The sequence below is a fragment of the Pseudomonas sp. PARCl1 genome, from assembly GCF_947311875.1.
In the GTDB taxonomy this organism is placed as follows: Bacteria; Pseudomonadota; Gammaproteobacteria; order Pseudomonadales; family Pseudomonadaceae; genus Aquipseudomonas; species Aquipseudomonas juntendi.
Window position 1 is genome coordinate 39574 of record NZ_CAMZMX010000004.1, and the last position, 20241, is coordinate 59814.

17 protein-coding genes and 1 riboswitch are annotated in these 20241 nt (G+C 64.3%); of the genes, 5 read left to right on the forward strand and 12 right to left on the reverse strand.

All coding sequences use genetic code 11. The features are described from left to right. The first annotated feature begins 13 nt into the window (after positions 1 to 13). From QME24_RS03560 to asd, 3 genes are read left to right on the forward strand one after another with little or no spacing between them, the layout of a single operon-like run. Complete coding sequence (locus QME24_RS03560; RefSeq protein WP_280091734.1) at positions 14 to 1549, forward strand: HDOD domain-containing protein; 1536 nt, start codon at positions 14 to 16, stop codon at positions 1547 to 1549. Between the two features lie 44 nt (positions 1550 to 1593). Continuing rightward, positions 1594 to 2403, forward strand: a complete 810-nt coding sequence (locus QME24_RS03565) for a rhodanese-like domain-containing protein (protein ID WP_009681317.1) — start codon at positions 1594 to 1596, stop codon at positions 2401 to 2403. A 9-nt stretch (positions 2404 to 2412) separates the two neighbouring features. Continuing rightward, entirely contained in the window at positions 2413 to 3276 is an 864-nt protein-coding gene (gene asd, locus QME24_RS03570) for an archaetidylserine decarboxylase (protein WP_029887865.1), read from the forward strand. An 82-nt stretch (positions 3277 to 3358) separates the two neighbouring features. On the opposite strand, the gene serB is transcribed toward asd, so the two are convergent. Beyond that, a complete protein-coding gene (serB, locus tag QME24_RS03575; protein WP_280091887.1) occupies positions 3359 to 4573 on the reverse strand; it encodes a phosphoserine phosphatase SerB in 1215 nt (404 codons plus the stop codon). A 134-nt stretch (positions 4574 to 4707) separates the two neighbouring features. Here serB and QME24_RS03580 point away from each other — a divergent pair, with 134 nt between their 5' ends. After that, positions 4708 to 6186: an AhpA/YtjB family protein gene (locus tag QME24_RS03580; protein WP_280091886.1), complete on the forward strand. Its 1479-nt coding sequence runs from the start codon at positions 4708 to 4710 to the stop codon at positions 6184 to 6186. 147 nt (positions 6187 to 6333) lie between these two features. On the opposite strand, the gene QME24_RS03585 is transcribed toward QME24_RS03580, so the two are convergent. The 9 genes from QME24_RS03585 to QME24_RS03625 form a co-directional block, all read right to left on the reverse strand. After that, complete coding sequence (locus QME24_RS03585) at positions 6334 to 7044, reverse strand: PqiC family protein (protein ID WP_009681322.1); 711 nt, start codon at positions 7042 to 7044, stop codon at positions 6334 to 6336. Between the two features lie 172 nt (positions 7045 to 7216). After that, the gene (gene parC / locus QME24_RS03590) at positions 7217 to 9475 is read right to left on the reverse strand and encodes a DNA topoisomerase IV subunit A (protein ID WP_280091885.1); all 2259 of its coding nucleotides are present in this window, start codon (positions 9473 to 9475) and stop codon (positions 7217 to 7219) included. Positions 9476 to 9485: 10 nt separating this feature from the next. Further along, the gene (locus tag QME24_RS03595; protein ID WP_009681325.1) at positions 9486 to 10004 is read right to left on the reverse strand and encodes a TIGR02281 family clan AA aspartic protease; all 519 of its coding nucleotides are present in this window, start codon (positions 10002 to 10004) and stop codon (positions 9486 to 9488) included. Next, positions 10001 to 10987: an esterase-like activity of phytase family protein gene (locus QME24_RS03600; RefSeq protein ID WP_235768143.1), complete on the reverse strand. Its 987-nt coding sequence runs from the start codon at positions 10985 to 10987 to the stop codon at positions 10001 to 10003. The genes QME24_RS03595 and QME24_RS03600 overlap by 4 nt, the downstream gene beginning before the upstream one ends. Continuing rightward, positions 10984 to 12888 (reverse strand): DNA topoisomerase IV subunit B, encoded by a 1905-nt coding sequence (gene parE / locus QME24_RS03605; protein WP_009681328.1) that lies wholly within the window; start codon positions 12886 to 12888, stop codon positions 10984 to 10986. The genes QME24_RS03600 and parE overlap by 4 nt, the downstream gene beginning before the upstream one ends. Before the next feature lie 35 nt (positions 12889 to 12923). Beyond that, entirely contained in the window at positions 12924 to 13532 is a 609-nt protein-coding gene (locus tag QME24_RS03610; protein WP_054904847.1) for a YqiA/YcfP family alpha/beta fold hydrolase, read from the reverse strand. 277 nt (positions 13533 to 13809) lie between these two features. Beyond that, entirely contained in the window at positions 13810 to 14607 is a 798-nt protein-coding gene (cpdA, locus tag QME24_RS03615) for a 3',5'-cyclic-AMP phosphodiesterase (protein ID WP_009681330.1), read from the reverse strand. A 1-nt stretch (position 14608) separates the two neighbouring features. Next, the gene (locus tag QME24_RS03620; RefSeq protein ID WP_009681331.1) at positions 14609 to 15061 is read right to left on the reverse strand and encodes a DUF1249 domain-containing protein; all 453 of its coding nucleotides are present in this window, start codon (positions 15059 to 15061) and stop codon (positions 14609 to 14611) included. Next, a complete protein-coding gene (locus QME24_RS03625; RefSeq protein ID WP_009681332.1) occupies positions 15052 to 15669 on the reverse strand; it encodes an NUDIX domain-containing protein in 618 nt (205 codons plus the stop codon). Before QME24_RS03625 ends, QME24_RS03620 begins: the two co-directional genes overlap by 10 nt. Positions 15670 to 15855: 186 nt before the next feature. On the opposite strand from QME24_RS03625, the gene QME24_RS03630 reads away from it, so the two are divergent. After that, entirely contained in the window at positions 15856 to 16602 is a 747-nt protein-coding gene (locus QME24_RS03630) for an RsiV family protein (protein WP_173891289.1), read from the forward strand. On the opposite strand, the gene cytX is transcribed toward QME24_RS03630, so the two are convergent. Both cytX and thiC read right to left on the reverse strand, forming a co-directional pair. After that, positions 16571 to 17854, reverse strand: a complete 1284-nt coding sequence (cytX, locus tag QME24_RS03635; RefSeq protein WP_047150057.1) for a putative hydroxymethylpyrimidine transporter CytX — start codon at positions 17852 to 17854, stop codon at positions 16571 to 16573. The genes QME24_RS03630 and cytX overlap by 32 nt on opposite strands. A 137-nt stretch (positions 17855 to 17991) precedes the next feature. Then, on the reverse strand, positions 17992 to 19872 hold the full coding sequence (thiC, locus tag QME24_RS03640) for a phosphomethylpyrimidine synthase ThiC (protein ID WP_280091723.1): 1881 nt from the start codon (positions 19870 to 19872) through the stop codon (positions 17992 to 17994). A 156-nt stretch (positions 19873 to 20028) separates the two neighbouring features. Beyond that, a riboswitch (TPP riboswitch) is annotated at positions 20029 to 20135 on the reverse strand. Positions 20136 to 20241 lie beyond the last annotated feature (106 nt).

The window sequence follows — 20241 nt, forward strand, 5'->3', positions numbered from 1 at the left end:
GACTGATGTCAAAATGCCAATTGAAACCAAGGTGCCCGCTCAGGCTCCGCGAACGCTAGAGGCCTGGGTCAAGCTGCTCGAGAGTGTTCGCATCCCGGTGCCGAAGCACAGCTACGACCGGGTCATGGCGGCCATCCACGATAGCCGCCGCTCGCTGCGCGACATCGCCGAACTGATGCAAGATAGCCCGGCGCTGGTGTTGTCGGTGATGCGTGAAGCCAACCACTCCACCAACGCCAGCATGGCCGAACCGGCCGAAAGCCTTGAAGTGGCCCTCAACCGGCTCGGCCTGGAGCGCAGCGAGCTGTTGCTCAAGCGCCTGCCGGCAGTGCCTGTTGAAGAAATCCCGCCGGTTCTGTGCCAGTTCCAGATGATCAGCCAGCACGCAGCGCAGCAGGCCAGCGGCCTGTTCGCCAGCCGCCTGGCCCGGCTGTGGCAGGAAATCCACTGGGGTAGCCTGCTGTTCCTGTCGCCCCTCTGGCCGCTGGCACTGGCCTACCCGAAGCTGCTCGACACCTGGGAGCTGCGGGTGATCCACAAGGGTGAAGAGGCCGCCCATGTCGAGGAAGAACTGTTTGGCGTGCGCATAATGGCGCTGTGCCAGACCACGGCCGAATACTGGCGCCTGCCGCAGTGGGTGACCCAGGGTTACCGCCTGCTGCTGGAAGAGCGCGAGCAACTGGCCCAGGTGCTGAGCATCGCCCGCGACGAAGACCTGCTCAGCCAGCAACACCGCCTGGACGCAGAGCCCGGCCTGCGGCGCTGGTTCAACCAGCCGGCCAATACCGTATTGCTGGCCAACAACCTGGCCCTGGCGGCGCAGGTCGGCTGGGACAACCCGCACCTGTTACGCTGGCAGCTGCTGACCGCCCTGTACCTGCAGACTTCGCTGGAAGACGTGCAGCAGCAAGTTCACCAGCAGGCGGCCGCCAGCGCCCGTCGCCATGCCCGGCATGCACTGTTCCACCCGGCCGAGGCGCTGATATGGCCGTGGCACCAGCGCCGCCCGCACCCAGACATGCTGGCGGCGCCACCGCCCAGCAGTGAAGAGCTGGCGCGCTGGCGCACACTGTGCCAGCACCTGCTGGCGCAACCCAGCCCGTTCACCAATACCGTGCACCTGGCCACCCAGGCACAAGAGGCCCTGCTGGCCTGCGGTATGCAACGCATCATGCTGCTGAGCCTGGACAAGAGCACCGACACCCTGCGCGTGCAGCAGACCGCCGGCTTGCCCAAGGAGGCCGCGGGCCTCGCCCTGCAGGTGGCGCAGAACAAACTGCTGCAAAAGCTGATGAGCCAGGCCGGGCAGCTGCGCATCACCCCGCAGAACCACAGCCAGTTCGCCGCGCTGCTGCCCGCCCCGCTGCGCGCCCTGTTCCGCAGTGAGCATGTGCTGCTGCGCTCGCTGGCAGTGAACGATCAGGTGCTCATGCTGCTGGTGGCCGACCAGGCTTGCAGGCCCATGGCCGACATCAGCGTGCAAGCCTTCGGCAAAACCGTGCAATGCATCGAGCGGGCACTGTCGCTGTTCGCCAACCGCAAAGCCTGAGCCTTGCGCTACAATCGCTCCTCTTTCCACTCTGGAGACCGTGGATGACCGACTTTTCCGGCCTGCCCTTGGTGATCGAAGCTGCAGACCTGCTGCCGCGCCTGGATTCACCGCAGTTGATCCTGGTCGACCTGAGCAGCGCCAACCGCTATGTCAGCGGGCATATCCCCGGCGCCCGCTTTGTCGAGGGCAAGCGTACCCAGCTCGGCCAGCCACCCGCCCCTGGTCTGCTGCCGCCCCTGGGCGAACTGGAAAAACTGTTCAGCGAACTCGGCCACCGTGATGATGCCGTCTACGTGGTGTATGACGATGAAGGCGGTGGTTGGGCGGGGCGCTTCATCTGGCTGCTCGACGTGATCGGCCATACGCGCTACCACTACCTCAATGGCGGTATCCAGGCCTGGCCAGCCGACAAGCTGTCCACCGAAGTGCCTGCACCCAGTACCGCCCCGGTGCACCTGCACCTCGACACTGCACCTACAGCCACCCGCGAGTACCTGCAAAGCCGCCTGGGCGCCGATGACCTGGTGATCTGGGACGCCCGCGCCCCACAGGAATTCAACGGCGAAAAAGTGTTGTCGGCCAAGGGCGGCCACATCCCTGGTGCGGTCAACTTCGAGTGGACCGCCGGCATGGACCTCAACGACCACCTGCGCATCCGCAAGGATATCGCCGAAGTTTTGCAAAGCCTGGGCATCACCCCCGACAAGGAGGTGGTTACCCATTGCCAGTCCCACCGCCGCTCCGGTTTCACCTATTTGGTGGCCAAGGCCCTCGGCTACCCACGCGTCAAGGCTTATGCCGGCTCGTGGAGCGAATGGGGCAACCACCCGGACACGCCTGTAGAAGTTTAAGGAACCTGCATGAAATCCCGTCTGTTCATCATCAGCCAGTACCTGCTGCCGCACCACCTGCTGTCGCGGCTGGCCGGCTGCGTCGCCGAGTGCCGCGTGCGCTGGTTCAAGAACGCCTTCACCGCCTGGTTCGCCAAGCGCTACCAGGTCGACATGAGCCAGGCGCTGGTCGAAGACCTGAGCGCCTACGAGCACTTCAACGCATTCTTCACCCGCGCCCTGAAGCCGGGCGCCCGCCCGCTGGATGAAACCCCGGGCGCCATCCTGTGCCCCGCCGACGGCGCCGTGAGCCAGCTTGGCCCGATCGAGCATGGCCGCATCTTCCAGGCCAAAGGCCACGGTTTCAGCGCGCAGGAGCTGCTGGGCGGTGACCCGGCGCTGGCCGCCCCGTTCATGGGCGGTGAGTTTGCCACCATCTACTTGTCGCCCAAGGACTACCACCGCGTGCACATGCCGCTGGCCGGCACCCTGCGCGAGATGGTCTACGTGCCGGGCCGCCTGTTCTCGGTCAACCAGACCACTGCTGAAAACGTGCCCGAGCTGTTCGCCCGCAACGAGCGGGTGGTCTGCCTGTTCGACACCGAACGCGGGCCGATGGCCGTGGTGCTGGTGGGTGCGATGATCGTTGCTTCGATCGAGACCGTGTGGGCCGGCCTGGTAACGCCGCCCAAGCGTGAGCTGAAGACCTTCCGATACGACGACGCCAGCCGTGCGCCGATCCACCTGGAGAAAGGTGCCGAGTTGGGGCGCTTCAAGCTGGGTTCGACGGCCATCGTGTTGTTCGGGCCGCAGCAGGTGAAGTGGGCCGAAAGCCTGGGTGCCGGCTCTGCCGTGCGCATGGGGCAGCAGCTGGCGGCGCCTGTGCAGGCTTGATGGCCTGATAAAACCTGGGCCGCTTTGCGGCCCTTCGCGGGCATGCCCGCGAAGGGCTGCAAAGCAGCCCCAAATTTCCGGATCAGCCGCGCGCGTCGCGGTCGCGCAAGCCCAACAGGTACAACACGCCATCCAGGCCCAGAGTAGAAATCGCCTGCTTGGCCGACTGGCGCACCAGCGGCTTGGCGCGGAATGCCACGCCCAGGCCGGCGAGTGCCAGCATTGGCAGGTCGTTGGCGCCATCGCCCACGGCAATGGTCTGTTCCAGTTGCAAGCCCTCATCGCTGGCCAGTTTCTGCAGCAGTTCGGCCTTGCGCTGGGCATCGACGATCGGCTCGACCGCCACACCAGTCACCTTGCCATCCACCACTTCCAGCTCGTTGGCGAACACATAGTCGATACCCAGGCGCGCCTGCACCTGGCGGGCAAAATAGGTAAACCCACCGGACAGGATGGCCGTCTTGTAACCCAGGCGCTTGAGCTCGGCGAACAGATTTTCCGCGCCTTCGGTCAGGCGCAGCGAGGCGCCGATTTCGTCCAGCACGCCCACATCCAGGCCCTTGAGCAGCGCCATGCGCTCCTTGAAACTGGCGCGGAAGTCCAGCTCGCCACGCATGGCGCGTTCGGTGATCGCCGCCACCTGCTCACCCACGCCAGCCGCCTTGGCCAGCTCGTCGATGACTTCGGCCTCGATCAGCGTCGAATCCATGTCGAATACCGCCAGGCGGCGGTTGCGGCGGAACAGGTCGTCTTTCTGGAAGGCAATGTCGACGCTCAGCGCCTGCGCCAGGGCGAAGAAATCGGCACGCAGGGCCTTGTCATCGCTCGGCACCCCACGCACGGATATCTCGACCGCCGCCTTGCCCTTGTCGGTGTCGGCGTCCAGCGCCACCCGGGCCGACAGCCGCTCGATGCGTTCGATCGTCAGGCCGTACTGGCTGATCACCGCACTGACCCGCTGCAGTTGCTCGGGGGTGATCTTGCGGCTGAGCAGGGTCACCACATGGCGCGCCTCACCATGGCCGTCGGCCCAGTGCTGGTAATCCGCCTCGGAAATCGGCGTATAACGGGCCTGCAGGTTCAGCTCGTGGGCCTTGGCTTGCACACCCTGCAGCAGGGCAGTTGCCACTTCGTTGTCAGGGATATCGACCAGGATGCCGAACGACAGGGTGCCGTGCATGACCGCCAGGCCGATGTCGAGGATACTCACACCGCCCTGCAGCAGGACGCCGGTGATTGCCGCAGTGAGACCGGGACGGTCCTCACCGGTGATGTTGATCAGGACGATTTCGCGCACAACCTGGCTCCGACTTCGATGAAAAATGCGCATTCTACCGACTTTCCATGACCATCGGGCGCCAACGATACTTTGCCGACAAAACCCGGCTCGCTATACTCCCCCCACTTTCTTGCCATTAAGAGCCGAGCTCTGTGAACCGGCCCACGCCCGTCAAACCAGACAATTTCTTCCTGATGATCTATCGTGCCCTGAGTCAACGTCGCGTGCCGCTGGCACTGCGCATCGCCTGCACCAACATCTTCCTGGTGGCGCTGGCACTGGTGATCTACGCCTGTGTGATGGGTCTGCAGTTCAAGCAGGCCATGCACGAGCAGGCCGACGCCCTCGGCCAGAGCCTGACCACGCAAACGGCCACTTCGGCGACCGAACTGCTGGTAGCCAACGATATCCTCAGCCTCAACGTGCTGCTGGGCAACCTGGTGAAAAACCCGCTGGTGGCCCACGCGGCCATCTACAGCGTGGACAACCGCATCCTCGCCGAAGCCGGGCAACGCCCGCGCAATAGCCTGCTGGGCGAGGCCGAAGGCGTGTACCAGACCAAGATCAGCTTCCAGGACGTGGCTGCCGGGCAGCTGCGCATCAGCCTGGACATGAGCCAATTCCAGCAGCCGATGCTGATCAGCCTGCAAAGCATGGGCATTCTGGCGGCCATCCTGCTGGCGCTGGCCTTGGCCCTCAGCTTGCGCCAGGGCCGCTACATCACCCTGCCATTGCTGCAGTTGCGGGTATGGCTGCGCGACCCGCAGTACTACACCCCGGCCACCGACCGCCAGGATGAAATCGGCGACATCGCCCGCCAGCTGCATGCGCGCCTGGCGCCACCGCCGCCACCAGAGCCGGAGCCAGAGCCGGAGCCAGAGCCTGAGGAAGACGACGATGAACCGTTCGACGACCCGCATCACGCCAGCCCGGCACCCAAGACCGCGCCGCGCGCCAAGGTCGCCGCAGTGCCAGACGAGGAAGATGACGAAGCGTTCGCCGGCCTGCTCGACGACGACACTGCACCAAGAACCGCAGTGGTAGACGAGTCCGACGAACCGCACTTCAGCGCCATCCTCGCGGTGCAGCTGGGCTCCCAGGAGCAACTGCGCCGTCTGCCGCGTACCCGCCTGACCGAACTGACCGAGCGTTACCGTGACTGCCTGGAGCATGCGGCATCGCTGTACGACGGCGAAACGCACACACTCAACGATGGCAGCACCCTGGTGCTGTTCCACAGCCGCGTATGTGGTGAGGACTACCTGACTAACGCAATCTGCTGCGGCGAGCTGTTGCGCGCCCTGGGCCATGCCCTGCAGATCGAAGTGGCCGACAGCGGCATCACCTTGCAATTGCAGCTGGGCCTGGTATTGGGCAACGATCTGCACGGGCTGGAGCTGGTAGACGTGTTGATCGCCGAAAAAGCCCAGGATGCCCTGGCGTTGTCGCAGCACAGCCGCAACCTGTTGCTGGTAGAGCGGCAGATCAGCGACGACGCACTGATTCGCCAGCGCGCACGCATTCGCCCGATTGCCAGCCCTGAGGGCGCCTGCTGCGTGGAGCGCCTGCTGGAACCGTACCCTTCGATGCTGGAACGGCAACTGGCGCGCATGCACGAGCGTCGGGCCTGACAGGCTGCGCTGGGCACTGGGGCTGCCGCGCAGCCCCTTCGCAACGCCAGGCCGCGCCTACAGGGCCCGGGCCCAGCTTCGCAATGGTTTGACGCAGACATGAAAAAGCCCGCAGCATCGCGGGCTTTTTTACACCTGGCGGTTAGGTCAGAACCGATAGACTTCCATATCGGTGCGGATCGGCGAGGCCATCGGGATCCTGGACTTTTCCGGCGCCTTCTTCACCTGCACCGGTGCAGCCGGCTTTTTCGGCGTTTCTTCAGCGATTGCCGGCTGGTTGGCCAGCGGCTTCACCGCCGTGCTCAGCTGCTCGGCCAGCTTCTGCAGCAATTGGCCCTGGGCCTGTACCTGCGACGACTCGCTGCCCTCATGTGGCTGTTCGAGGTGCACGATACGGTTGTCACGTACGCGGCCACGGCGGTCCAGCAGGCGCCACTGGGCGTCGAGGATGGCCGGTTGGTCCTTGCCCGAGTCCAGGCGGGTAATCGACAGCAGCACCTGTACATCCGGCGTGAAACCGGCCGTTGCCGGGGCCAGTACCACTCGCTGGCTGTCCAGGCGCCAGGCCAGCTGGCGCACCAGCAACTGGTCGATGTCCGACGACAGGCTACCCGCCCAACGACCGTCGGTCGCCGCGCTCAGGCTGCCATCGGCCTGGCGCTGCAGGAACGTCTCGCGCTGCAGGTAATCGGCCACCGATACCGGCCCGAGTACAACGGCCATGCCCGCACTCTGCGACGGCTGGCCAGGATCACCACTGTCGAGCTGGTACAAGGCGACAGGCTGGTGCATGGTGCACCCGCCCAGCCCCAGCAGGCCAGTCATCAACAGCGCAAGTGGAAGGCGCAGAAATTTCATCATCCCATCCAGGCGGCTGCCTACAGGCACACCGCAGTGATACATATAAATTCAAACGGGCACACGACCACGCCGGCGCCGCAAGGGCCATATCATCCGCGAAATAACCGTCCGACTCCAGTGTTTCTGCCCGGAACGGCGCTGTAATTGCCGTTCCAGACATTTCCACCGGTTACGCCGGCACTTCCACCTGCAAGCTATCGACGCGCTGGAACCCACGCGGCAGCTTGCTGCCGCGCCGGCCACGCTCGCCCTTGTAGTGTTCCAGGTCGTCGGGCTTCAGAGACAGGGTACGCTTGCCGGCCTGCAATACAAGGGTCGCCCCGTCGGCGACCACGGCCAGGTCGGTGACGAACTCTTCGCGGCTGGCGACCCGGTCGCCGGGTACACCGATGATCTTGTTGCCCTTGCCTTTACCCAGCTGTGGCAAGTCGCTGACCTTGAACACCAGCAGGCGGCCTTCGGTGGTCACCGCCGCCAGCCAGTCCTGCTCACGGTTAGCCACCGGCCGCGGCGTCATGACCTTGGCGCCGTTGGGCAGGCTGAGCAAACCCTTGCCGGCCTTGTTCTTGGCCTGCAGGTCTTCACCCTTGACCACAAAGCCGTAGCCGGCGTCGGACGCGACCACGTACAGCGCATCGTCCTCTGGCAGCAGCACGCAATCGAAGGTGGCCCCAGGCGGAGGCGTCAGGCGCCCCGTCAGCGGCTCACCCTGGCCACGCGCCGAAGGCAGGCTGTGGGCGGCCAGCGAGTAGCTGCGCCCGGTCGAGTCGATCAGCACGGCAAACTGGTTGGAGCGGCCAGCAGCAGCGGCCTTGAAGCCGTCGCCTGCCTTGTACGACAAGCCGGTCGCGTCGATGTCGTGGCCCTTGGCACAGCGTATCCAGCCTTTTTCCGACAGCACCACGGTGACCGGCTCGGTCGGCATCAGCTCGTTTTCCGACAGCGCCTTGGCTTCGGCGCGCTCGACGATTGGCGAGCGGCGGTCGTCGCCATAGGTTTCGGCATCCTTGATCAGCTCGCTGCGCACCAGCTTGCGCAGTTTGGCCTCGCTGCCCAGCAGCGCCTGCAATTTGGCTTGCTCTTTCAGCAGTTCGTCCTGCTCGCCGCGGATCTTCATCTCCTCCAAACGCGCCAACTGCCGCAGGCGGGTCTCGAGGATGTAGTCGGCCTGGATTTCGGTCAGGCCGAAGCGCGCGATCAGCGCCTGTTTGGGGTGGTCCTCGGTGCGGATGATGTGGATCACTTCATCCAGGTTGAGGAACGCGGTGAGCAAACCGTCCAGCAGGTGCAAGCGCTTCTCGACCTTGTCCAGGCGGTGCTGCAGCCGGCGACGAACGGTATGGGTACGAAACTCCAGCCATTCCACCAGGATCGTGCGCAGGTTCTTCAGCTGCGGCCGGCCGTCGAGGCCGATGATATTGACGTTGACCCGGTAGCTGCTTTCCAGGTCGGTGGTGGCGAACAGGTGCTGCATCAGCTCGTCGGCATCCACACGGTTGGACCGCGGGATGATGACGATGCGGCAAGGGTTCTCGTGATCCGATTCGTCGCGCAGGTCGGCCACCATCGGCAGCTTCTTGGCCTGCATCTGCGCCGCGATCTGCTCCAGCACCTTGGCCCCCGACACCTGGTGTGGCAACGCGGTTACAACGATGTCACCGTCCTCGACGCGGTACACGGCGCGCATGCGGATCGAGCCACGGCCACTTTCGTACATCTTGAGGATTTCGGCCCGCGGCGTGACGATTTCGGCCTCGGTCGGGTAGTCCGGCCCTTGGATATACTCGCACAACTGCTCGATGGTGGCCTTGGGCTCGTCGAGCAGGCGCACGCAGGCGCTGGCCACTTCACGCAGGTTGTGCGGCGGCACATCGGTGGCCATGCCCACGGCGATACCGGTGGTGCCGTTGAGCAGAATGTTGGGCAGGCGTGCCGGCAACACGGCGGGCTCCTGCAAGGTGCCGTCGAAGTTGGGCACCCAGTCGACGGTGCCCTGGCCGACTTCGCTGAGCAGCACTTCGGCATAGCGGGACAACCGCGCCTCGGTGTAGCGCATCGCCGCGAACGACTTCGGATCGTCCGGCGCACCCCAGTTGCCCTGGCCATCGACCAGTGTGTAGCGGTAGCTGAACGGCTGCGCCATCAGCACCATGGCTTCATAGCAGGCCGAGTCGCCATGGGGGTGGAACTTGCCGAGCACGTCACCGACGGTACGCGCCGACTTCTTGTGCTTGGCATCGGCATCGAGCCCCAACTCGCTCATGGCGTAGACAATGCGCCGCTGCACTGGCTTGAGGCCATCGCCGATATGCGGCAGGGCGCGGTCCATGATCACGTACATGGAGTAGTTGAGGTAGGCCTGTTCGGTGAAGTCAGCCAGTGAGCGGCGTTCTACGCCGTCCAGGCTGAGTTCCAGTGAGTCGCTCATGCGGGCCTCGTCATTTCAGGTTCTGGCGCAGCAGCATGGTGCCACCGCGCTGGGTAAATTCAAGTTGTTGCAGGGCACTCATGCCCAGTAGCACGGTGGGGCCATCCAGGCCCGGCACGACAATGGCGCGTACGTTCTGCAGGTGGATGTCGCCCAGTTGCAGGCTGGCCAGCCGCGTGCGGTAGCCCTCGGTGCGGCCATTGGCGGTACTCAGCAGCACCGGGCTGCCACGCGCCAGGTTCAGGTCACGGGCCAGCCCTTCGGGGATCGCGACGTCGGTGGCCCCGGTGTCGAGCATGAAATGCACCACCTGGCCATTGATCGCGCCATCCACCACGAAATGCCCCTGGCCATTACTCAGCAGGCGCACCTCGATGAAACCTTGGCCGTGCTCCGACTGCACCTGGCGGTTGGGGTTACGTTGGCTGTCTTCCCACTGGCCGAAAAAGCGCGTGGCCAGAAACAGCGCAGCCGCCCAGGCAAGCACCATCAGCACCCGCCCTGCGCGCTTGCCCGGTGCCTGGCTCACGGTTTGGCGCCCCAGCCGCCCTGAGGTGCCTCGAAGCGCCACACGATCGGGCGCCGCTCGCCGTCGGCACGGTCAGCGTTGTTGTTGTCCAACCCAACCCAGGCGCCTTTGCCGTCGATCACCAGCGCCTCGGCCAGGCCGAACGGCTGATCGTAGCGGCGCATCGGCTCCAGCGCCTCGGCGGCGAACGACCAGCAGCGCTCGACCTCGCCGCTGTCAGCGTCCCGCCGGCATATCCGGTAGGCGTTGCGCTCAAGGGTGAACAGCTTGCCCTCGAACCAGGCGAGGTCGGAAAAGTCGCGCGACAGGGCCCGGGCCTCTGGCATTTGCGGCGGCTGCATCTCGACCCCAGCCTCGCTCAGCAGCACGCAACCGCGCCCGCAGGTCCATACCGACTGCTGCCGTTCGATGGCCACCAGACCACGGCGCTCGCGCTCGGCCGCCAGCCACAGGCGGTCACCCGCCGGGTTGATTGCCAGCCCTTCGAACAGCGCATTGAAGTTCAGCAGCATGCCACTGGCCCGCGCCTGACGGACCATGGCCGGGTCGATCTTGAGCCAGTCGGGCTCACCTTCGGGCGGCAGTTGCAGCACCGCAGCGTTTGCCTCGCTGACCAGGTACAGGTTGTTTGCCTGGTCGCAGGTGATGCCTTCAAAGTCCAGCGCCCCGCCGCGAATGTACGACGCCGCCCAGTTGCGTGACTTCAGGCCCCACGGCAGGCCGCTTTCCGGCACCGGCGGCGCAGTGAAGACAAGCGCCTGCGCGCGCCAGGTAGCGCTCTGCTGGTCGAAGCGGTAGATGCGGTCATCGTCGCGGTCGGACACGCCCCATAACGCCCCCCGGCAGACTGCTAGACCAGACAGGTTACCACCGCGCATACCGTCTATCGGGTGCTCGGCAGTCATCTTCAGCTCTGGCCAGTCGCCCGCCAGGCCCGGCAGCGCAACCAGCGCCAGCCAGGCCGCCAGAAGCAGACGAATCAAACCATGACCTCGGCGAGGTTACCTTTGGTTTCCAGCCAGTTCTTGCGGTCACCGGCGCGCTTCTTGGCCAGCAGCTTGTCCATCAGCTCGCAAGTCGCCTGCACGTCATCCAGGGTCAGTTGCACCAGGCGCCGGGTATTCGGGTCCATGGTGGTTTCACGCAGTTGTGGCGGGTTCATTTCGCCCAAACCCTTGAAGCGGGTGACTTGGGGTTTGCCGCGCTTCTTCTCGGCCACCAGGCGGTCGAGAATGCCATCACGCTCGGCTTCGTCGAGGGCATAGTAGATTTCCTTGCCCAGGTCGATGCGGTACAGCGGCGGCATGGCCACATACACGTGCCCGGCCTCGACCAGTGCACGGAAGTGCTGCACGAACAGCGCGCACAACAGCGTGGCAATGTGCAGGCCGTCGGAATCGGCGTCGGCGAGGATGCAGATTTTGCCATAGCGCAGTTGCGCCAGGTCGGTGGCACCGGGGTCGACGCCGATGGCCACGGCAATGTTGTGCACTTCCTGGCTGGCCAGGACTTCGCCGCCGTCCACTTCCCAGGTGTTGAGGATCTTGCCGCGCAGCGGCAGGATGGCCTGGAATTCCTTGTCCCGGGCCTGCTTGGCCGAGCCACCGGCCGAGTCACCCTCGACCAGGAACAGCTCGGCACGCATCGGGTCCTGGCCGGCGCAGTCGGCCAGCTTGCCGGGCAATGCCGGGCCCTGGGTGATGCGCTTGCGCTCGACCTTCTTGCTGGCCTTGAGGCGGCGGCCGGCATTGCTGATGGCCAGCTCCGCCAGTTGCATGCCCAGTTCAGGGTGGGCGTTGAGCCACAGGCTGAAGGCATCCTTGACCACGCCAGAGACGAATGCCGCCGCCTCGCGTGAAGACAGCCGCTCTTTGGTCTGCCCGGAGAACTGCGGGTCCTGCATCTTCATCGAGAGGACGAAAGTAATGCGCTCCCAAACGTCTTCCGGTGCCAGCTTGACCCCGCGCGGCAGCAGGTTGCGGAATTCGCAGAACTCGCGCATGGCATCCAGCAGGCCCTGGCGCAGGCCATTGACGTGGGTACCGCCCTGGGCGGTAGGGATCAGGTTGACGTAGCTTTCCTGGATGCTGTCGCCGCCTTCGGGCAGCCATAGCAAGGCCCAGTCCACCGCTTCCTTGTTACCGGCCAGGCTACCGCAGAACGGCTCATCGGGCAGGCGCTGGAACTCGTTGACCGAATCGACCAGGTAGGAACGCAGGCCATCCTCGTAGTGCCATTCGACCTTTTCGCCGCTGGCCTTGTCCTCGAAGCTGACCAGCAGGCCTGGGCACAGCACGGCCTTGGCCTTGAGCACGTGCTTGAGACGGCTGATGGAGAATTTCGGCGAATCGAAATACTTGGGGTCGGGGCTGAAATACACGCTGGTGCCGGTGTTGCGCTTGCCGACCGAACCCACAACTTCCAGCTCGCTGGCCTTGAAGCCGTCGGCGAAGGTCATCTGGTACTCGTTGCCGTCGCGTTTGACACGCACGCGCACCTGGGTCGACAGGGCGTTGACCACCGAGATGCCAACGCCGTGCAAGCCACCGGAGAACTGGTAGTTCTTGTTGGAGAACTTGCCGCCGGCGTGCAGCTTGGTCAGGATCAGCTCGACCCCGGACACGCCCTCTTCGGGGTGAATGTCCACCGGCATGCCACGGCCGTCGTCGCTGACTTCCAGCGAGTGGTCGGCATGCAGAATGACCTGCACGGAGCGGGCGTGACCGGCCAGGGCTTCGTCGACACTGTTGTCGATCACTTCCTGGGCCAGGTGGTTGGGGCGGCTGGTGTCGGTGTACATGCCCGGCCGCTTGCGGACCGGGTCAAGGCCCGAGAGGACTTCGATGGCGTCTGCGTTATAGGCGCTAGCGCTGGGATTGGCCATAGGGTCTCGTCGTCAGTCTGGTGAGTGCAAAAAAGTCAAAATACAGAAAAATCGAGCGCTGCATACTGCCCACGCGCAATACCGGCAAACGCCAGCAGGGCCGGCAGGCGCTCGGCAAAGCCCTGGAAACTGTGGTCACCACCGGCCTGGATGCGCAGGGCACAAGCACGGTAATAACGTTCGGCATGGCGGTAATCCAGGGTTTCGTCGGCGGTTTGCAGCCACACCTGATAGCGGCTGGCATCGACCGGCGCTGGCACTTCCAGCTCGGCCAGGGCCTGCACGTGGTCCAGGGTCAGCTCCCAGGTTTCATCGGTGTAGTGGTTGCGCTGGGTACCCAGGTAGCCGTCAAAGTGCTTGTGCGGGGTAACCGCCGGGTTGACCAGCAAGGCCTTGAGGCCATGGCGCTCCGCCAGACAGGTGGCATAGTAGCCGCCGAGCGAACTGCCCACCAGTAATGGCGCGCCCAGTTCGGCGATGGCCGCCTCAAGCTGGGCGATGGCCTGGCGTGGGTGATGGTGCAAGGCGGGCACCCGCAGTTGATCGGCCAGGCCGAGCCGCTGCATGACCGCTTCGAGCTGGCGCGCCTTGGTGGAAAGCGGCGAGCTGTTGAAGCCATGGATATAGAGGATGGAACCCGACATGCTGCCCCCGGAATCTGTGGCTTCGCGCCTGATGATGCGGGCGCAGGGACGCGCAGTGTAGCGCGTTCGCCGGGTTTTGACGCAGCGTCACGGGTTTCGCAACAATTTCTTCACCATAGCCCGCTGCAACAGGGCAGCGCTGTAGGAGCGGCCTTGTGTCGCGAAAAGGGGTGCGAAGCGCCCCCCAGAATTTCAGCTTCGCCGCAGACATTGCCGGGGCCGCTTTGCGGCCCTTTCGCGACACAAGGCCGCTCCTACAGTTGAACGCGCAACCCGCTCAATAACCTGGGCTATCGAAGTCGAGCTTCACTTCAAAGTCCCACGCCCGCTCCACCCCGGTCTCCAGCCGCCCGTCGGCATGCAGGCGCAGCCAGCGGTACCCAGGCTGCTCTTCGCTCACCTTGAAGTCCTCGCTGCGGGCCGCGAACTGAATGCAGGTCGAAGGCGTAGCCAGCAGGCGCCGACCATTGCGCACTTCATCCCACTCCTGATGAACGTGCCCCCACAGCAATGCCCGCACCTGTGGGTAACCTTCAATGATGTCAAACAGCGCCTGGGCATTGCGCAAGCCGATCGGGGCGATCCAGGCGCAGCCGATGTCTACCGGTTGATGGTGGAAACACACCAGGCAATGGCGCCCGCCCGCCCCTTTCAGCGCGGCCTCCAGCACTGCCAGCTGGTCATCCCCCAGCAAGCCATGTGTGGCGCCGTGCACCGCCGTGTTGAGCATCACAATACGCCAGGCGCCGATATCGGTTACCGCCTGTACCAACTCCGGCGCCACTTCGGCCATGATCCGGGCCTCATCATGGTTGCCCGGCAGCCAACGGCTTGGTACGCCAAACGGCGCAGTCAGCTCACGAAAAGCTTCATAAGAAGCAACGCTGGCATCCTGGGACAAGTCGCCCGTGCACAACAGCAAGTCGACAAGCGGTTGCTCGCGCCGCACCTGGGCTACCACATGGCCCAAACTTTCACGGGTCTTGAGGCCCAGCATGCTGCCGGCCGGGTCGGCGAAAAGATGGGCGTCGGTCAGTTGCACCACATGTACTGGGCGCGGGTGGTCTGCATGCATGTCAGCGAACGCTTGCCAGTTCGTGGCCACAGGCCAGGCAGTGACTCAGCCATTCACCGAGGAACAGGTTGAGCTGGGCCTTTTCGTCTGGCTGGTGCATGGCCTCGTTCGGGTAGGGGTAGATGCTGCGCAGGCGCCGGGCATGTTCGGCGCTGATCACTTCGGCCATGCGCGCATCGTGATACACCTGCACCTCCAGGTGCGGCACCGGCAGCCACGGCAAGCTGTGCTCCTGACGTATATGCAGGGTGGTGGTGTACGGGCAGGCCAGCACCACGTCGAGCACCAGCACGCCAAGCATCTGGTCGCCCTGGGTCATACCGATGCGGCGCGAGCTCTGGGTGGTACGCATGTCCGGCAGCAAGCGCATCAGCCGGGCATAGTTGGCCTCACAGGCAGCCTGCAGCCCGGCCAGGTCGACTCGATAGCGCTCGCGCAGCAGGTTCACTTCCACATACCTCGTACTTCGTCACGGTTCAGCGCCAGCCATTGCAAGCCGATGATGGTCGCCGCGTTGCAGATGCGCCCATCGCGCACGGCCTGCAAGGCATCTTCGAACGACCACACCCGCACGCGAATGTCTTCACCCTCGGCCTCCAGGCCATGCAGCCCCCCTGCCCCTTCGCTGCTGCAGTGGCCAAGGAACAAGTGCACGTATTCATCGCTGCCGCCTGGCGACGGGAAGTAGCGGGTCATCGGCCACAGGGCACTGAAAGTCAGGCCCGCTTCTTCTTCGGCTTCACGGTGGGCGACTTCCTCGGGTTGCTCGTCCTTGTCGATCAGCCCGGCGACCATTTCGATCAGCCAGGGGTTTTCGGCCTTGCCCATTGCACCGACGCGGAACTGTTCGATCAGCACCACTTCATCGCGCAGCGGGTCGTAGGGTAGTACACACACCGCATCGTGACGCACGAACAGTTCACGGCTGATCTCGCGCCCCATGCCGCCCGCAAACAGCTCGTGGCGCAAGTGCACCTTGTCGAGCTTGTAGAAGCCCTGGAAGCAGTTTTCCCGCTTGACGATCTCGACCGCCCTGGGCACTGAGTTCAACGTGTCTGACATGGAAATCCTCGCTACCTCAATCACAGCATCGCGCCATCCTACTCCGCACGCCAGCGCGTTTCACCCCTTTCCAGCAACCATTCGCACAGTCGGGACAGCACGTGCGCACTCTGTTAGCTTAGTGGCGAACCGAAGGCCGCGCAGACGGTCAAAGGCCGACTTTTCCCTGTTTTTGCAAGGATCATCATGACCATTGTCAAACTGACTTCCGTGGCCGTGCTGGCACTCGCTCTGGGCGCCTGCCAGAGCCTGTTCACGCCCAACTACCGGACCCCGCTAGAGGTCAAACGCGACGCCTGGGAGCATGTAAAACCCGGTTGCAGCGAAAGCGATTGCCCGCTGGTGAACATCGACATGGTGCACTTCCCGGCCCTGCCCAAGCTTGACGGCATCGTCGAAAAGCGCTTGCTGCAACTGACCGAAGACAATCAGCATGGCACCGCGCCGGCCACCCTGCAGGCCTATGAACAGCAATACCTGGCCAGTGCCGACAAACGTAACAGCAGCTACCTGCAAGCCAAGGTACGCGAGCAGCATGACGGCCTGGTGATCATCGAACTGTCCAGCTACCTGGACAGCGGTGGCGCACACGGCATGCCTGGGCGTGGTTTCATCAACTACTCCCGCAAGCTGGACAAGGTGCTGACCCTGCAGGACATGCTGGTGCCTGGCCAGGAAGAGACGTTCTGGAAAACCGTCGAAGAGTCGCACCGCGCCTGGCTGATGAGCGTGGGCATGGACAAGGACGCCGAGTTCGTCAAGACCTGGCCGTTCAAGAAGTCGCCGCACATCGCCCTGACGTACGGCGCACTGGTGGTCAAGTACGAGGTCTATGCCATCGCGCCCTATTCCATGGGCCACGTGGAACTGAAGATCCCCTACCCGCGCCTCAATGGCGTGCTCAAGCCGGAACTGTTCCCCGGCCGCGGCTGAGGCTCAGCAGCCCGTGCAGCACACCTGCCAGCAGCAATGCTGGCAGGGTGGCGCCCAGCTCGGGTGCATTGGCGGCAATCAGGTGGTAGGCCGCCACCCCCACGAACCAGGCCAGTAGCGCCTGCCAGTGCAAACCCTTGACCTGTACCGGCAGGCCACGGCGACGCACGACATAGTGGTCCACCAGCACTACGCCGAACAGCGGCGCAAACACCGAACCGATCAGCAACAGGAAGTTCTCGTACTGAGCCAATGGCGCCAGCAAGGCGATCAGGGTGCACAGCACGCCGATGGCCAGTGCCAGGTGCTCCACCTTCAACGGCAGCAGCACCCCGGTGGAGACCGCCGCCGAGTGGATGTCGGCGAATGCCTTTTCCGACTCGTCGAGCAGAATCAGCAGCAACGGAACCCCCATGCCGGCGCCAGCCAAGGCCAGCAACAACGCATTGACCTCGCCACTGGCGGCGAAGGCCAGGGTGTAGGCCACGCCCAGGCTCATCAGCCAGGTATTGCCGATGAAGTAGCCCAGCACGGTACCGCCGAACACGTGCCTGCCATTGCGTGCGAAACGTGAATAGTCGGCGATCAGCGGCAGCCACGACAGCGGCATGGCAATGACGATGTCGAAGCCTACTGCCAGCGACATCGAGCCATCCCCGGCGCGCCCCCACAACTCAGCCAGGTCGGCCTTGGCGAACAAGTTCCAGGTCAGCCAGACGCAGGCCCCCAGCAGCAACCAGATACCCCAGGCGCGCAACACCTTGCGCACGAACGCCAGTGGCCCGCTCACCGCCAGCAAGGTCGCCAGGGCACCAAAGCACAGGGTCCACAGCATCGGGCTGTTCCAGGCGCTGTGCTCACCGAACGCACGTGCGCCCAGCAGGCTAGCGGCATCGCGCATGACGATGATCTCGAACGCCCCCCAGCCCACCAGTTGCAGCAAATTGAGCACCGCCGGCAAGCGCGTGCCATGGCTGCCCAGGCTGAGCTTCAGGGTGCCCATGGCCGACAGCCCGGTGTCACTGCCGATGACCCCGGCGGCGCCCAGCAACAGCACGCCCACGCCGGTGCCCAGGGCAATGGCCAGTACGGCGCCAGCAAGGCCCAGGCCCGGCGCGAGCATGGCGCCGACTTGCAGCACCATCAGGCCGATGCCCAGGGAAAACCAGAGGGAGAACAGGTCACGCGCGCCGAAGATGCGCTGGTGGGTGGGGACCGGGTGGTCGGGAGAGAACGGGCTGGGTGATGTCATGGTTGGCGCTCGCCGGCAATGTTGTTGGTGTTCCTGGCGAGGACTTTGTCCTCGTATCGCGACACAAGGCCGCTCCCACAAAAAACGCGCTGGCCTTGAGCCTGGCGCGGTTTCTGTGGGAGCCGGCCCCTGCGTTCTTAGACTTTGTGGTACAGCTGGCTGCCTTCCTGGCGGAACCGCTCGGCCTGCTCACGCATGCCTTGCTCGACCGTGACGTCCACGGTTTCGATCTTGGCGGCGTACTCCCGCACTTCCTGGGTGATCTTCATCGAGCAGAACTTCGGCCCGCACATCGAGCAGAAGTGCGCGACCTTGGCCGACTCCTTGGGCAGCGTCTCGTCGTGGTAGGCGCGGGCAGTGTCAGGGTCGAGGCCGAGGTTGAACTGGTCTTCCCAGCGGAACTCGAAGCGCGCCTTGGACAGGGCGTTGTCGCGGATTTGTGCGCCGGGGTGGCCTTTGGCAAGGTCGGCAGCATGCGCGGCGATCTTGTAGGTGATGATGCCGGTCTTGACGTCATCCTTGTTCGGCAGGCCCAGGTGCTCCTTGGGCGTTACGTAGCAGAGCATGGCGCAGCCGAACCAGCCGATCATTGCCGCACCAATGCCCGAGGTGATGTGGTCGTAACCCGGGGCGATATCGGTGGTCAGTGGGCCGAGGGTGTAGAACGGCGCCTCCTCGCAGCATTCCAGCTGCTTGTCCATGTTCTCCTTGATCAGCTGCATCGGCACGTGGCCAGGGCCTTCGATCATGCACTGCACGTCATGCTTCCAGGCAATCTTGGTCAGCTCGCCAAGGGTTTCCAGCTCACCGAACTGCGCAGCGTCGTTGGCGTCGGCGATCGAGCCGGGGCGCAGGCCATCGCCCAGCGAGAAGCTGACGTCGTAGGCCTTCATGATTTCGCAGATTTCGTCGAAGTGGGTGTAGAGGAAGTTTTCCTTGTGATGGGCCAGGCACCACTTGGCCATGATCGAGCCGCCACGGCTGACGATGCCCGTGACCCGCTTGGCGGTCAGCGGCACGTAGCGCAGCAACACCCCGGCATGGATGGTGAAGTAGTCCACACCCTGCTCGGCCTGCTCGATCAGGGTGTCGCGGAACAGCTCCCAGGTCAGGTCCTCGGCCACCCCGTTGACCTTTTCCAGGGCCTGGTAGATCGGCACGGTACCAATCGGCACCGGCGAGTTGCGGATGATCCACTCGCGGGTCTCATGGATGTGCTTGCCGGTGGACAGGTCCATGACCGTGTCCGACCCCCAGCGGATGCCCCAGGTCAGCTTGGCCACCTCTTCCTCGATGGACGAGCCCAGGGCGCTGTTACCGATATTGCCGTTGATCTTCACCAGGAAATTACGGCCGATGATCATCGGCTCCAGCTCCGGGTGGTTGATGTTGGCCGGGATGATCGCACGGCCACGGGCAATTTCCTGGCGCACGAATTCGGGGGTGATCTCTTTCGGAATATTGGCACCGAAGCTATGCCCGGCATGTTGCGCGTCGAGCAGGCCGGCGGCGCGCGCCTCCTGCAGCTTCATGTTCTCGCGGATGGCCACATATTCCATCTCGGCGGTAACGATGCCCTGGCGGGCATAGTGCATTTGCGAAACATTGGCGCCGGCCTTGGCCCGGCGCGGGTTGCGCACGTGGGCAAAACGCAGCTTGGCCAGCTCGGCGTCGTTCAGGCGCTGCTGGCCGAAGTCGGAGCTCAGCCCGGCCAGGCGCTCGGTGTCGCCACGCGCGTCGATCCAGGCCGACCGCACGTCGGCCAGGCCTTTGCGCACGTCGATGATCACACTGGGATCGGTGTAGGCGCCGGAGGTGTCGTAGACCAGTACCGGGGCATTGGACTCGCCACCGAAATCGGTCGGCGTATCGGCCAGGCTGATTTCCCGCATGGGTACGCGGATATCCGGGCGCGAGCCCTGCACATAGACCTTGCGCGAACGCGGGAACGGTTGCACGGACTGCTGATCGACTTGCGCCGATTCGCTGAGGTTGATCGTTTTTTCTTGTTGGGTCATCACAGGCTCTCCAGACGGCTTCCTAGCAGTGGAATGTCGGGGTGAACCTGAATGGCGCGGACGCATCCATTAGTGGATGCAGTGCCGGATATGGGGGTGCCTTGAAGCTGCATGCAGCTGTGACAATCCCGGACCTGGCACAAGAGGCTCCCCGGGAAGGCGAGCAATCTTGTTCCCTACGCAGGCGCTAACCTGATCAGGTTCAACGGGATCCGCACCTCTGCGATCTCAGCCTTTGCTTCAAGGCACCCCGACAAGAACCTGCGCAGTCTAGACTGCTGTGGTCGGCAAAGCCAAGCGGGTTTCTGCGCAGATGATGAAAGGCGCGCCCGGCGATTGTTGCCGGGGGGCACATGGCACTAAACTGGC